A 13,549-nucleotide genomic window follows, 5' to 3' on the forward strand; every position below is an offset into this window, starting at 1 on the left:
GGGTGCCCCCCTTAATCCGCCGGCTTATCCTCTTCCTTCTCCGCCGCCGCCTGCTGCTTGGCCTGGGCCATCTGCGCCAGGCGGTTGCGGTAGGCGGTAACCGCACCCCGTACCTCATTTTCCACCAGCGACAGGTCGGCACGGCGTGATGTCAATGCTGCGATGCCGATGGCGGCGGCGCGCAGCGGCTGCACGCCGGCGAGCGGCTTGTCGGGGGCCGCCTTGAACTGTTCGATGGCGGCGCGGATGGTGGCGGCGTAGGTTTCGGCCTGCCCGCGCATGTCCGCATCGGGTTTCAGCCGGCGCATCAGATCGTCCAGGGCGGCACCCGACCGGATCAGGTGATCCGCCGCCATCCGGTCTGCCCCTGCCGCCAGACCGGGACAGGCGAAATCGATCAGGAAAGCCACCTGGAACCCGCTACGCACGATCTTCTGCACATTGATGGCGTCATGGGCGGTGGCAAGCGCGTCGGCGGCCTTGTTCCGGTCGAACATCCCCAGCGCCTTCAGGCGCAGGGTGTTGGGCACCTCGAACAGGGGGATCTGGATGCCCTCGCGCGGCTGCCTGCGGCGGTCGGGGCCGATATAGTCGGCGGTGACCACAAAGCTTTTGCGTGCCTCGATCAGGTTGATCAGCCGGTCCTGCACCTGCTTGGCGCTGAACGGCTTTACCATCATGTCGTCGGCCCCGGTGGCGTTGAACCGCAGCAGCAGGGGCTGTGTCGGCTGCCAGGTGGTGGCGATGACACCGATGAAGGGATTGTGCGGTGCCTGGGCATGGCGCAGACCCTGCACGAATTTCAGCCCCTCCGGGTCCGGCGCGTCGGCATCGATGAATAACAGGTCGGGCTGGACGGCGATCAGGGCCGCCGGCGCATCGGCGGCGTTGGCAAAATCCAGGATCTTGTCCACGCCCATGCGCGCCAGGATGCCGCGTAACAGCCGCCGCGTATTGCTTTCGCGGTCCACGATGACGACGGTGGAGGAGCGGAAATCATAATCAGGCATGCGCCGGCCCTCCCAGGCCGGAAAGCGGGGCGCGGTCACCGCCACCCGTTTCGATCAGTTCATATAGCCAGCATGTGCGCCCCGGCAAAGGGACAGGTTTGCCGGTCATGGCCAGATGGGCGCCGGGCTGGGTGCCGGGGCGCCCTTCCTCGTCACCCGTATCCAGCAGGCAACGCCATCCCGTCCCGCCTGTCACATCGGGCAGGATGAAATCGGCCGTTGCCTCCCCGGCATTGACGATCAGCAGCAGCACGCTGTCGATTTCCGGCGTGCCGTCCGCCGACAAATGCGGCCCCGCTTTGCCGTTCAGCAGCAGGCCCAGGCAGCGGGCCTGCCCGTCGCGCCATTGCTCCGGCGCCTTTTCCACACCCTGCGGGTTGATCCAGGTGATGTCCTTCAGACCGTCGGCAGAGGTTTCCCGCCCATGCAGGAACCGGCCCCGGCGCAGCACGGGATGGGCGCGGCGCAGCGCCGTCAGGCGCGACACGAACCGGGTCATGGCCTGTTCGTCCGCCCCCAGGTCCGGCCAGTTGATCCAGCTGACCTCGCTATCCTGGCAATAGGCGTTGTTGTTGCCCTGCTGGCTGCGCAGCAGCTCATCGCCCGCCGTCAGCATGGGCGTGCCCTGCGACAGCAGCAGCGTGGCCAGCATGTTGCGCGACTGCCGCCGCCGCACGGCCTTGATGGCGGGGTCGTCGGTCGGCCCCTCCACCCCGTGATTATGGCTGAAATTCGCGTCGTGCCCGTCGCGGTTCCCCTCCTGATTCGCCTCATTATGCTTGGTGTTGTAGGCGACAAGGTCGGCCAGGGTGAAACCATCATGGGAGGTGACGAAATTGACGCTGGACCAGGGGCGGCGGCGGGCATGGTCGAAAATATCCGCCGATCCCGTCAGGCGGGCCGCCAGTTCCGGCAGCATCCCCTCATCCCCGCGCCAGAAGCGGCGGACGGTGTCGCGGTAGCGGTCGTTCCATTCGGCCCAGCCGGACGGGAACTGCCCCACGCGGTATCCGCCGGGGCCGATATCCCACGGCTCCGCGATCATCTTCACGCCCGCCAGCACCGGGTCCTGGCGCACGGCATCCAGGAAGCCCGAGCCCTGGTCAAAGCCATGCGCCTCGCGCGCCAGTGTCGTTGCGAGATCGAAACGGAACCCGTCGACATGCATGTCGACAACCCAGTGGCGCAGGCTGTCCATGACCATCTGCAGCACGCGCGGATGAGCCAGATTAAGGGTGTTTCCGGTACCGGTATGATCCTGGTAGAAGCGTTTATCCTGCTGCAACAGGTAATAGCTGGCATTGTCGATGCCACGGAAGGACAGGGTGGGGCCCAGATGGTTGCCCTCGCCCGTGTGGTTATAGACCACGTCCAGGATCACCTCGATCCCGGCATCATGCAGGCGGGCCACCATGTTCTTGAATTCCCGCGTCGACCGGCCCGTCATATAGGCGGGTTCGGGCGCGAAGAAGCAGATGCTGGCATAGCCCCAGTAATTGTGCAGCGACCGTTCCACCAGATGCCGGTCATCGGTGAAGCCATGGACGGGCAGCAATTCGATGGCGGTAACGCCCAGCGCCTTCAGATGGTCGATCATCGGCTGGGCGGCCAGGCCCGTGAAGGTACCGCGCAGGCCGGGTGCGATGTCGGGATGGCGCAGCGTCTGGCCGCGCACATGCGCCTCATAGATGATGGTGTCGGTCCAGGGCACGCGCGGACGGCGTTCCAGGCCCCAGGTGAAGGCCGGGTCGATCACCCGGCATTTGGGCATGCCGCGCGCATTGTCGCGCCGGTCGATGGACAGATCCTCGCGCGCCGCCCCCATGCGATAGCCGAAATGTGCATCCGACCAGCGCAGCGGCCCCTCCAGCGCCTTGGCATAGGGGTCGAGCAGCAGCTTGTTGGCATTGAACCGGTGCCCGCGTGAAGGATCATAGGGGCCATGGACACGGTAGCCATAGAGCAGACCGGGCCGCGCCTCCGGCAGATAGGCATGCCAGACATCGTCGGTGCATTCCGGCAGGGTGATGCGCTCGATCTCCCGGCTGCCATCGCTGTCGAACAGGCAGAGTTCCACCTTCTCGGCATGGGCGGTGAACAGGGCGAAATTCACCCCCAGCCCGTCCCAGGTGGCCCCAAGAGGGTCGGGACGGCCCGGTCGGACAATGGTACGCGCAGCGCCGGTGGATCGCATGGGGCGGGGGCTACCTTCCTCGGGGGCGGTCAATCGGGAAACAGCATGCCAAACTTGTGGGACCCGCGCCAAGAGGTTGCGGGCCGATCCGAACCGCTTTGTTAACGAATTGTCTCGCCATCGGCACCGCTGGCCATGGCCGCCTGCCGATGCAGGATGGTTTCGCGGTGGATGATATAGAGACCCGACGCCGCTACGATGGCGCATCCGGTCCAGATGGCCGCATCCGGCACCTCACCGAAGAAGAAATAGCCGAATCCGGCGGCCCAGATCATGGCGATATATTCGAACGGGGCCAGCAGCGATGGGGCGGCCAGCCGGAAGGCCTGGGTGAAGATGATTTGCGCCACACCGCCGACAATGCCGATCAGGGCCAGCAGCGCCAGCCCCGTGGCATCGGGCGTGCGCCAGCCGGGGATCATGCAGACCCCGCTGACCAGACCCATGGTGGTGACGAAATAGAAGGTGATGGCGCCGTTCGTCTCCGTCCGGCTCAACGCCCGCACGAACAGCATGGACAGGGCATAGAAGAACGCAGCGCCCAGGGGGATCAGGGCGATCAGGCTCAACATGCCTTGCCCCGGCCGCAGCATGACCATGACCCCGCCGAACCCGACCAGCACCGCCAGCCAGCGCCGCCAGCCCACCTTTTCCTTCAGAACCGGCACCGACAGGGCCGTCATGAACAAGGGTGCGGCAAACCCGATGGCATAGACATCGGCCAGCGGCATCACGGAAAAGGCGTAGAAGAACCCGTACGCGGCAGCCACCCCCATCAGGGACCTTGCGGCATGGCTGGTCACGCTTTTGGTGCGCAGGCTGGACAGCCCGCCCGTACGCGCGATCAGGATGCCGATGGGCAGCAGCGAGAAGAATGCGCGGAAGAACATGATCTGCCAGGTGCCGTAATCCCGGCCCACATGCTTGATCAGGCTGTCCATGATCCCGAACAGCAGGGTCGCCAGGACGAAGAACCCGATGCCCGCCACGGTGCGCCCGCCCATCGCCCTTACTCCGCCGCCGCGCGCGACGTGACCTGCCGGCCCAATACCGTCTCGCGATACAGGATGTAGAGGCCGCTGGACACCACGATGGCGAGGCCGATGAACAAGGTGCGGTCGGGCACATCGCCGAAGACGAGGTAGCCGAACATCACGCCCCAGATGATCTGCGTATACTGGAACGGTGCCGCCACCGCCGCCGGCACCTTGCGGAACGCCGTCAGCAGGCAGACAAAGGCCACGCCGCACAAGGTGCCGCCCATGGCCGACAGGCCCAGATCGTGCAATGTCGGCATGCGGCCCAGCCAGGGCGTCATGGCGCCGAATATCGTCCCGCTGGCCAGCGTGGCGTAGAAGGCGAAGGAGACGCTGGTTTCGGTATTGCGGGCCAGCCGCGTGACCAGCATCCCGACCGAATAGAACAGCGCACCCCCCAGTACCGCCAGTGATCCCAGATTGATCAGCCCGCTACCAGGCCGCAGCATGATCAGCACGCCCACGAACCCGACCCCGATGGCCGACCAGCGGCGCCAGCCCACGGGTTCCTTCAAGATTGGAACCGCCAGTGCCGTGATGAACAAAGGCGCCGTGAAGGCCAGCGCATAGGCATCGGCGATCGGCATGCGCGAATAGGCCCAGAAGGCGAAGAAGCTGCTGAACAGGCCGCAGGTGGCGCGGATGATGTGATAGACGGGCCGCCGCGTGCGCAGATTATTGTAAAGCCCGCCGGAGAAAGCCGCATAGATCAGGATGGGACCCAGCGCGAACAGGCTGTTCAGCGCGATGATCTGCGGCACGGCATAGGATTTGGTCAGCAGCTTGATGGTGACATCCATGCCGCTGTACAGCGCGAAGGCGACAAAGGCCAGGGCGATGCCAAGGGGGAAATTCTCTTCCGCCTGCGGTGATGCGGGGCGGGGGGTGACGGCGGTCATGATGCCTGGATCCGGCGGCGGGCGGGAATGTGGATCAAAGGGTAAGGGGCGTTTGATCCGGGGGATAGCCCCCGGCCACGCATGCCGCCCCTGCCATCATCCCGTGATCAGGGTCGCATCAGCGGTTGATCATTGGAAACCGCCATGCTTTGCGCGACAACAGCATGGTCCTGATCCTTCCGCAAAGGCGCCATGCGATGTCCACTGTCACCATCACCCTGCCGCAACCCGGCGATCATGCCGACTGGCAACGGCTATGGACCGCCTATCTGGCTTTCTATGGCACCAGCCGGGCAGACGCCCTGTTCCAGCGCAACTGGGCCGAACTGCTGAAGCCGGAAGGGGTGATCCGGGGGTTTGTGGCGCGGGATGCATCGGGCCGGCTCATCGGCCTGACCCATTACATGTTCCACGCCACCGCCTGGGCCGACGCGCCCGTCTGCTATCTCCAGGATCTCTATGTCGACGAGGGCGTGCGCGGCAGCGGTGCTGGACGCCTGCTGATCGAGGCGGTGGCACGGGCGGCGGAACAGGCAGGGGCGGTGCGGCTCTACTGGCTGACCCACCAGGATAACGGCACCGCCCGCGCGCTGTACGACAAGGTCGCCGCCTGCAAGGGCTTCCTGCGCTATGATTATGAACTGAAGGGCTGAGGTTTCAGCGCGCCTTCGGCTGCCACATGGCATTCACGATGACCCAGCGGTCGCCGAACCGGCCCATGTGGAAATAATCCACGAACCAGGGTGTTTCCACCCGCGCCACCGCGACGGTGCCGGTGACGTCCAGCACGCGCACGCTGCGGTCCCATTTCTCCCTGGGCGTCTTCAGCACGCCCTGGCGCGTCAATTCCACCAGTTCATCCTTGGACATGCGGCGCAGGCCCAGAACCTCATCCTTGTCGGGGGTGGGGCGGACGGCGCGTTTGGCCAGATCGGGGTGAAGGGCGCGGGCCACGCGGGCCGGGTCGCCCTCCAACTGTCCGTCGACATAATCATAGGCCACGGCCTCAATGGCCTGGATGGTGGCGGTGTCGGCCTGCGCGCGGGCGGGCAGGGCGGCCACAGAAAGGGTCAGCAGGGTCAGCAGAACGGCCAGACGCATGAAATGTCTCCAACGGGATCGGTCATCCGACCCCCTTCCTGGGATTGACGTGGGCCTGTGCCAAGCTGGAAACTGCGGCATGCGTGGGGCGGGCAGGAGATTGATCGGGATGGGCATGCCGACGGGTACAGCCGCGCTGGACGGGCTGGCACCGCTGCTGACGGGGTTGCGGATTGACAATATGGACCTGTCGGGCGTGCGCGTGACCCCGTTGACCCCGTACTTGCGGGAAAAGACGGGGGAGGGGCCGTTGTTCCTGTTCGCCCGCGATGGGGCGGCCCGCATCACCCTGATCCAGCCGGGGGCGCAGCCGGTACTGATCCGGCGCGGCAGCTTCGCGGCACTTCCCCATGGTCATGGTTTCCGTCTGGCCCCGGACAAGGATCATCCCGCCGCCGCCCTGCTGATCGGGACGGCCACGCTGGACCGACGCGCGGTGGCGCCGCTGCTGGACCGGCTGCCGCCGCTTCTGTTCATGTGCCCGTCGCGCACGCTGGGCATGGATTGGCAGGATGGCACTTTCGCCATGGTGGAGGCGGCCCTGGCCCAGGGTGATCTGGCCGGGCGGCTGGTGGCGCAGCGGCTGCTGGAAAGCCTGTTCATCATCGTTGTCCGCCGTTTCCTGGAAACGAACGAGAGCTATGCCTTGGGCGCCAGCCGCACCGCCACCTCGGTGGGCCGTGCCCTGGTGCTGATGCAGGACCGGTTGGCCGATGACTGGACCCTTGCCAGCCTTGCCGATGCCTGTGGCTTGTCGCAGGCCACCCTGATCCGCCGCTTCCAGGCGCTGGTTGGGGAGGCACCCATGGCGCATCTGATGCGCCTGCGCATGGAACGGGCTGCGGAATGGCTGAAATCCGGGGATGACAAGTTGTCGGTGCTGGCCAGCCGTCTTGGCTATCAGTCAGAAGCCGCGTTCGCCCGGCGGTTCAAAGAGTTCCATGGCATCTGGCCGGGGGAATTCCGGCGGGCGGGGTAAGGGGACAGGTCACGAGCGGGGGCGCCAGCGCCATTCCCCCTCCGCCCGCCGCCAACTTATCCAGATCAACCATGCCGTTGCCGGAATCACGGCCGCAAAGACGATAGCGACATGCAACAGGGTACTCCGGACCGGGGCGATAAAGGGCAGGCCCCAGATCAGTAACAGGATCAGGGCGCTGTAACCGCCGGTGATGGCCCAGCCTTCCCAGGTCGCGGGCACCACGCCATAGCCATGCGTCTTCTGCCGGAACCAGTAACGGCTGGCCATCGGCTTACTTCCCGCCCCACCGCCAGCGCACCTCGCCCTCTGTGCGGGACCGCGCAATCATGAAGAAGATGCCGGCGTTGATTGCCACCCAGGTCAGCACGATGACGGGACGCCATGGGCCGGGCGGGATGGGGACAAAGGACTGGATGGCCTTTACCCCGCCGACAAGGATCAGGATGAAGGCTGCGGTGGCGAACCACCCCTCCCAACCGGCGGGGGAATAGCCGATACCGTGACTTTTGGGGACGAACCACGCCCGCTTTGTCATGCCGACCTCCATCTGTTGAAAGCGAGGCCCATTATAATGGCGTGTGGTGATGGGGGCAATCACAACCGGCTGATGCCGGCCCCGACCAGCAGCCGCACATCGATGCCCAGCAGGGTGACATTCTCCGCCCTGGCGCCCAGCGCACGGTAGAACAGGCCGGCGCGGACATTGGCGGGCCGCGCGTGCCAGCAGATCCAGGACAGGCCCTGATCCTGTGCCATGCGCCCCGCCGCCGCCATCAGGGCGCGGCCCACGCCCAGGCGGCGGGAACCGGGTTCGACATAGATATTTTCCAGCATCATGCCGCCGGTGGCCGTCTGGCTGTCATAACCGGGGGTCAGCAGGACCATGCCGGCCATCCGGTCCCCGCATTCGGCTACCAGACAGCGGAACATCGCATCCTCCCCGAACCCCTGTCGCCGGAACAAGGTAGGGGTCAGGGCGGGCGGTTCCATGCCTTCTTCCGCCGACAAGGCGGCGACAAAGGCACAAACAAGATCGGCGTCCGCCGGGGTGGCCCGACGGACGCCGATCTGTTTCTTAGGCTGGCTGATCACGGGACCGCGATCAGGCGGCGGCGACCTTGTCCATCTCGCGCAGGATGCTGTCGGCCATGACGGAGGTCGAGACCTTGGCCATGCCCGGCTGCATGATGTCGCCGGTGCGCAGGCCGGTGTTCAGCACGTTCTCCACGGCATTTTCCAGGATGTCCGCCTCGGCCTGCAGGTCGAAGGACCAGCGCAGGGCCATGGCGAAGGACAGGAACATGGCGATGGGGTTGGCCAGATCACGGCCGGCAATGTCCGGGGCCGAACCATGCACCGGCTCATACAGGGCCTTGCGCTTGCCATTGGCGTCGGTGGCACCCAGCGAGGCGCTGGGCAGCATGCCAATGGAACCGGTCAGCATCGAGGCTTCGTCCGACAGGATGTCGCCGAACAGATTGTCGGTGACGATCACGTCGAACTGCTTGGGATTGCGCACCAGCTGCATGGCGGCGGCATCGGCCAGCATGTGCGACAGTTCCACGTCTTGGTATTCGGCCTTGTGCAGGGCGGTCACTTCCTGACGCCACAGCAGGCCCGACTCCATGACATTGCCCTTGTCGGACGAGCAGACCTTGTTGCCGCGCTTGCGCGCCAGCTCAAAGGCCACGCGGGCGACGCGATGGATTTCGTGGGTGTCATAGACCTGGGTGTTCACGCCACGGCGTTCACCGTTCGGCAGGTCGGTGATGCCGCGCGGCTCACCAAAGTACACGCCGCCGGTCAGTTCGCGCACGATCATGATGTCCAGGCCGCGCACGATATCCGGCTTCAGCGAGGAGGCGTCGACCAGGGCGTCGAACACCTTGGCGGGGCGCAGGTTGGCGAACAGCTGCATTTCCTTGCGCAGGCGCAGCAATCCGGCTTCCGGACGCTTGTCGAAGCCCAGATTGTCCCATTTCGGACCACCCACGGCGGCCAACAGGACCGCGTCCACGGCCAGGGCGCGGGCCATGGTCTCGTCCGAGAGCGGCGTGCCATGCGCGTCGTAGGAGCAGCCGCCGACCAGACCTTCCTCAAGCGCGAACTCAATACCGCGCTTGCGGGCATACCAGTCGATGACGCGGCGGACCTGACGCATGACCTCGGGACCGATCCCGTCGCCCGGCAGCAGAAGGAGCGAACGCTTCGACATGGAATACCTCTGTGTGTTTGCTTGGCATTGGCGGCGGGTCTTCGCCGCGGCTGGATTCATAGACCTTCCCGGTCACGCCGCCAAGGGGCGGCGCGACTAGGCTAAGGCGCAAAGGTACAGGTGGATCAGGAGGCCCAGAGCCAGGGCTGACCATCCTTGGCCTTGGCTTCGAACGCATCGATGGACCCGGCCTCGCGCAGGGTCAGGCCGATATCGTCCCAGCCATTCAGCAGGCACTGGCGACGGAACGGCTCCACATCGAAGCCGATCTTCTCCCCGTCGGGCAGGGTGATGGTCTGTGCTTCCAGATCGACGGTGAAGGTGGCGTTGGCGCCATTATCGGCGGCGGCCATCAGACGATCCACCACCTCGGTCGGCATGCGGATCGGCAGGATGCCGTTCTTGAAGCAGTTATTGAAGAAGATGTCGGCGAAGCTGGGCGCGATGATGCAGCGGATGCCGAAATCGGCCAGCGCCCAGGGCGCATGTTCGCGCGAGGAGCCGCAGCCGAAATTATCGCCGGCGACAAGGATCTTGGCCTGGCGGTAGGCCGGCTTGTTCAGCACGAAATCCGCGACCTCCTGGCCATCCTTCAGGCGCAGGGAGGCGAACAGGCCGGTGCCCAGGCCGGTACGCTTGATCGTCTTCAGATAGTCGGCGGGAATGATCATGTCGGTATCGACATTCATCAGACGCAACGGGGCGGCAACACCGGTGAGCTGAACAAACTTTTCCATGAGGCTTACCCGACGACAAAGGGGACGAAACGGCCCCTTTTCTGCCATGTGCCCGCCGCATCGCGCAATACATGATCGCTGGAAGGCAGCCCTGCGACAGATGCTTGCGTAGTACTTAAACCACCACCCTTTTTCTCCCGATCCTCACCCATGGTCGGGATGGCAGAAGGGCCAAGGGCACCCTATCTTGAATGGAAGACCAAATATCTGGTTCAGCGGAGGGTCGCGCCATGCGTGTGTTCCGTATCATCCTTCCCGTCACCGCCATCGATGATGCGGCTGGCTTCTATGGTGCGCTGCTGGCGCAGGCCGGGCGGCGCGTGTCGGCGGGCCGGCATTATTTCGATCTGGGTCAGATGGTGCTGGCCTGTTACGACGCAGAGGCCGAGGGCGATCAGGGGCCGGTGCCGCCGCTGCCGCAGCCGGTCTATTTCGCGGTGCATGATCTGGAGGATTTCCACGCCCGCGCGGTCGCGGCGGGTGCCGTGATGGAGGGCGGGATCGACACCCGCCCCTGGGGCGAACGCAGCTTCTATTGTCGCGACCCGTTCGGCAACCCGCTCTGCTTTGTGGAGGCAGGCACGGAGTTTACGGGGTGATGGCACAGGCCTGTTGGGATTCGCAAATCGCCTCCCCGGCGGAGGCCGGGGCCCAGGGCCACAAGCATAAACCCTTCCATCTGCCTCGCTGTTCGCAGCACCGGCGTCGGGCACTTGGCCCCTGGGCCCCGGCCTCCGCCGGGGAGGCGGGTATAATCACGTTGAGATCAATCTCACTCAACAGGCCCCTGTCCTACGCCGCCTTGCCCAAATGTTCCTTGACGCCGCCGGCCATCAGGAAGGCCAGGCATTCATTGCGCCGCGTGCGATAGGCGCCGGGCGTCATGCCGACCGTGCGGCCGAAAATGCCCGTCAGATGCGCCTGGGATGAAAACCCCGTCTCCGCCGCGATCTCGGCCAGCGGCAGATCGCTTTCCAGCAGCAGGCGCTTGGCCCCGTTCACGCGGCGGGCCAGAACATAGCGGTGCGGTGCCTCGCCCAGCGCCGCCTTGAAACGGCGGGCGAAATGGCTGGCGCTCAACCCCGCCACGGCGGCCAGGGTGGCCAGCGACAGATCGTCATCCAGATTCTGTTCCACGAACAGCAGCACGCGGCGCAGCTGCATCGCGGACAGGGCGTTGCCGGCATCGGTGCCGGTACCGCTGCGGCGGGCCAGCACGGCCTCCACGCCTTCCGTCTCGGCGGCGATGCAGGCGGTGAATTGCGGGGGCAGGCAATCGGGCGGCGGAACGGGCATGGCATCTCCCCTGTCTGAACCGGCACCGGCATGGGCGCGAGGCTGGCTCATCAACATGGATCGCCACGGGCCGACGCCAATCCGGCCATGCTGTCATCATCGACAGGGATGGTCAGGGATGGGGCGGGCGTGGCGGGAATGGACTGAAAGAGACCGGCGGATGAAAGGGTAACCCCGAAACCGGCTCCTGACCATATGATTAACCGTCCGATCCATGGCCGGTCTGTGCGCGTCGTCACTGCTGCTGAAAAACAGGCGGGCTGCGGGTGATATCGATGTCCTTTGAGGGGTTGGCGCGTGGTGGCCGCCTGTTCTTGGAATTGGTCCGGGAAAGGTCCTGTTTGCCGGGATTTTCTCCGTAACAGCCCTGGACATGGCGGCCCATAGACCGCACATAGACGCGGGGCAATGTACCGGTGCAGTTGGAGTTACATCATGGGTTTTGCGCGTCGCATCGCGCCGGCCGCCATTGCGGCCATGGCCACCTTTTCCCTTTTCGCCGCCGGTGCCATGCCGGTCTTTGCCGAAATGGTCCTCAATCGCGGCAACCAGGCGGAACCGACCTCGCTGGACCCGCATAAGGGTACCGACGTGCAATCGGCCCGCATCGGCTACGACCTGTTCGAAGGGCTGATGACCTTCGGACCCGATGGTAAGACCATCCCCGGCGTGGCTGAAAAGTGGGAGATCAGCCCCGATGGCCTGACCTATACCTTCACCTTGCGCGCCGACGCCAAATGGTCGGACGGCACCGCGGTGACGGCAGAAGATTTCGTCTTCTCCTGGCGCCGGCTGGTCAATCTTGCGACGGCATCCGACTATGCCTATTTCCTGTGGCCCGTGAAGAATGGCGAGGCGATCAGCAATGGCAAGCTGGCGCCGGACAGCCTGGGGGCGGTGGCCGTCAATCCGCGCACCCTCAAGGTGACGCTGGAACGTCCCACCGGCTATTTCCTGGCCTCGCTGGTCCACCGCATGACCTATCCGGTGTCCAAGGCCAATGTGGAAAAGTTCGGTGCCGATTTCGTGAAGCCGGGCAATCTGGTCTCCAACGGCGCCTACAAGCTGACCGACTATATGCCGCAATCCTTCGTGAAGGCGGTGAAGAACCCGTTCTTCCGTGATGCCAAGAGCGTGAAGGTCGACACGGTCGTTTTCCACCACACCGACAGCCCGGAAACCGAGCTGCGCCGCTTCCGCGCCGGTGAGCTGGATATCGTGCAGATGGCGCCGGTCACCCAGATCGACTGGCTGAAGCAGAATATGCCGGAAGTGATGAAATTCTATCCGGTGCTGGGCACGCAGTATCTGGCCGTCAACATGACCAAGGAACCGCTGGCTTCTAACCCCAAGCTGCGTCAGGCCCTGTCGCTGGCCGTGGACCGGCAGATCATCGTGGACAAGATCACCAAGTCCGGTGAGGTCCCGGCCTATACGCTGACGGCGCCGGGCGTGCCCGGCTACACCCTGCCCGACGCCAACATGGCCAAGGCGACCCAGGCCGAACGCGACGCCATGGCCAAGAAGCTGGTGGCAGAGGCCGGCTATGGTCCCGGGGCCAAGCCCTTCACGGTTGAGATCCTGCACAACACCAACGAAAGCACCCGCAAGATTGCGGTGGGCATCGCCTCCATGTGGCAGTCCAAGCTGGGCGCCAAGGTCAGCCTGAATAATCAGGAATGGAAGGTCGTGCTGCAAAATGCCGGGGAGAAGTCCTACGCCAACATGGTCGTGCTGGGCTGGATCGCGGACTTCCCCGATCCCTACACGTTCTTGAAGCTGTTCCTGGCCGATGTCGGCAAGATGAACCGGTCCGGCTATACCAACGCCGCCTATGACGCCAAGCTGAAAGAGGCCAACCTGACCACCGATCCGGCCAAGCGTCTGGCCCTGGTGACGGAGGCGGAGGGGATGATGCTGGCCGATGCGCCGATGATCCCCATCTACCACACCTCCTACCGCAATCTGGTGCATCCGCGCGTCAAGGGCTGGTTCGAAAGCCCGATGGGCGTGCAGCCCACGCGCTATATCGAGGTCAACCGTTAACAAGCGGTTTTAATAAGGGGCGCCCGTCACCA

Annotated in this window: 15 protein-coding genes; 4 read left to right on the plus strand and 11 right to left on the minus strand. The window is 64.9% G+C overall.

Going from position 1 to position 13,549, the window contains the following annotated elements:
* Nucleotides 1–11: 11 nt before the first annotated feature.
* From ACODSP_RS08880 to ACODSP_RS08895, 4 genes are all read right to left on the minus strand, one after another.
* A complete protein-coding gene (locus ACODSP_RS08880; protein WP_488965252.1) occupies nucleotides 12–1,010 on the minus strand; it encodes a response regulator in 999 nt (332 codons plus the stop codon).
* Nucleotides 1,003–3,204, minus strand: a complete 2,202-nt coding sequence (gene glgX / locus ACODSP_RS08885; protein ID WP_488965253.1) for a glycogen debranching protein GlgX — start codon at nucleotides 3,202–3,204, stop codon at nucleotides 1,003–1,005. Before glgX ends, ACODSP_RS08880 begins: the two co-directional genes overlap by 8 nt.
* A 101-nt stretch (nucleotides 3,205–3,305) precedes the next feature.
* The gene (locus ACODSP_RS08890) at nucleotides 3,306–4,208 is read right to left on the minus strand and encodes a DMT family transporter (protein WP_488965254.1); all 903 of its coding nucleotides are present in this window, start codon (nucleotides 4,206–4,208) and stop codon (nucleotides 3,306–3,308) included.
* Nucleotides 4,209–4,213: 5 nt separating this feature from the next.
* A complete protein-coding gene (locus tag ACODSP_RS08895; protein WP_488965255.1) occupies nucleotides 4,214–5,140 on the minus strand; it encodes a DMT family transporter in 927 nt (308 codons plus the stop codon).
* A gap of 197 nt (nucleotides 5,141–5,337) precedes the next feature.
* Between ACODSP_RS08895 and ACODSP_RS08900 the strand changes: the two genes are divergently transcribed.
* Nucleotides 5,338–5,793: a GNAT family N-acetyltransferase gene (locus ACODSP_RS08900; protein ID WP_488965256.1), complete on the plus strand. Its 456-nt coding sequence runs from the start codon at nucleotides 5,338–5,340 to the stop codon at nucleotides 5,791–5,793.
* Nucleotides 5,794–5,797: 4 nt separating this feature from the next.
* On the opposite strand, the gene ACODSP_RS08905 is transcribed toward ACODSP_RS08900, so the two are convergent.
* Entirely contained in the window at nucleotides 5,798–6,241 is a 444-nt protein-coding gene (locus ACODSP_RS08905; RefSeq protein WP_488965257.1) for a nuclear transport factor 2 family protein, read from the minus strand.
* Between the two features lie 109 nt (nucleotides 6,242–6,350).
* On the opposite strand from ACODSP_RS08905, the gene ACODSP_RS08910 reads away from it, so the two are divergent.
* Nucleotides 6,351–7,220, plus strand: a complete 870-nt coding sequence (locus ACODSP_RS08910; RefSeq protein WP_488965258.1) for a helix-turn-helix transcriptional regulator — start codon at nucleotides 6,351–6,353, stop codon at nucleotides 7,218–7,220.
* 9 nt (nucleotides 7,221–7,229) lie between these two features.
* Here ACODSP_RS08910 and ACODSP_RS08915 read toward each other — a convergent pair whose 3' ends face one another.
* The 5 genes from ACODSP_RS08915 to leuD all read right to left on the minus strand — a co-directional run bounded on the left by ACODSP_RS08915 (nucleotide 7,230) and on the right by leuD (nucleotide 10,175).
* Entirely contained in the window at nucleotides 7,230–7,490 is a 261-nt protein-coding gene (locus ACODSP_RS08915) for a hypothetical protein (protein WP_488965259.1), read from the minus strand.
* A gap of 4 nt (nucleotides 7,491–7,494) precedes the next feature.
* Complete coding sequence (locus ACODSP_RS08920) at nucleotides 7,495–7,758, minus strand: hypothetical protein (RefSeq protein ID WP_488965260.1); 264 nt, start codon at nucleotides 7,756–7,758, stop codon at nucleotides 7,495–7,497.
* 59 nt (nucleotides 7,759–7,817) lie between these two features.
* Entirely contained in the window at nucleotides 7,818–8,315 is a 498-nt protein-coding gene (locus ACODSP_RS08925; RefSeq protein ID WP_488965261.1) for a GNAT family N-acetyltransferase, read from the minus strand.
* Nucleotides 8,316–8,325: 10 nt separating this feature from the next.
* Nucleotides 8,326–9,438 carry a 3-isopropylmalate dehydrogenase gene (gene leuB / locus ACODSP_RS08930; protein WP_488965262.1) on the minus strand — a complete coding sequence of 371 codons (1,113 nt, stop codon included), beginning with the start codon at nucleotides 9,436–9,438 and terminating at the stop codon, nucleotides 8,326–8,328.
* A 125-nt stretch (nucleotides 9,439–9,563) separates the two neighbouring features.
* A complete protein-coding gene (leuD, locus tag ACODSP_RS08935; RefSeq protein ID WP_488965263.1) occupies nucleotides 9,564–10,175 on the minus strand; it encodes a 3-isopropylmalate dehydratase small subunit in 612 nt (203 codons plus the stop codon).
* A gap of 230 nt (nucleotides 10,176–10,405) precedes the next feature.
* On the opposite strand from leuD, the gene ACODSP_RS08940 reads away from it, so the two are divergent.
* Nucleotides 10,406–10,774 carry a VOC family protein gene (locus ACODSP_RS08940; protein WP_488965264.1) on the plus strand — a complete coding sequence of 123 codons (369 nt, stop codon included), beginning with the start codon at nucleotides 10,406–10,408 and terminating at the stop codon, nucleotides 10,772–10,774.
* Between the two features lie 193 nt (nucleotides 10,775–10,967).
* Here the strand turns inward: ACODSP_RS08940 and ACODSP_RS08945 are convergent, their stop codons facing one another.
* The gene (locus ACODSP_RS08945; protein ID WP_488965265.1) at nucleotides 10,968–11,471 is read right to left on the minus strand and encodes a helix-turn-helix domain-containing protein; all 504 of its coding nucleotides are present in this window, start codon (nucleotides 11,469–11,471) and stop codon (nucleotides 10,968–10,970) included.
* A 435-nt stretch (nucleotides 11,472–11,906) separates the two neighbouring features.
* Here ACODSP_RS08945 and ACODSP_RS08950 point away from each other — a divergent pair, with 435 nt between their 5' ends.
* The gene (locus ACODSP_RS08950; protein WP_488965266.1) at nucleotides 11,907–13,517 is read left to right on the plus strand and encodes a peptide ABC transporter substrate-binding protein; all 1,611 of its coding nucleotides are present in this window, start codon (nucleotides 11,907–11,909) and stop codon (nucleotides 13,515–13,517) included.
* The last annotated feature ends 32 nt before the right edge of the window (nucleotides 13,518–13,549 follow it).

The sequence above is a fragment of the Niveispirillum sp. FG156 genome, assembly GCF_057809555.1.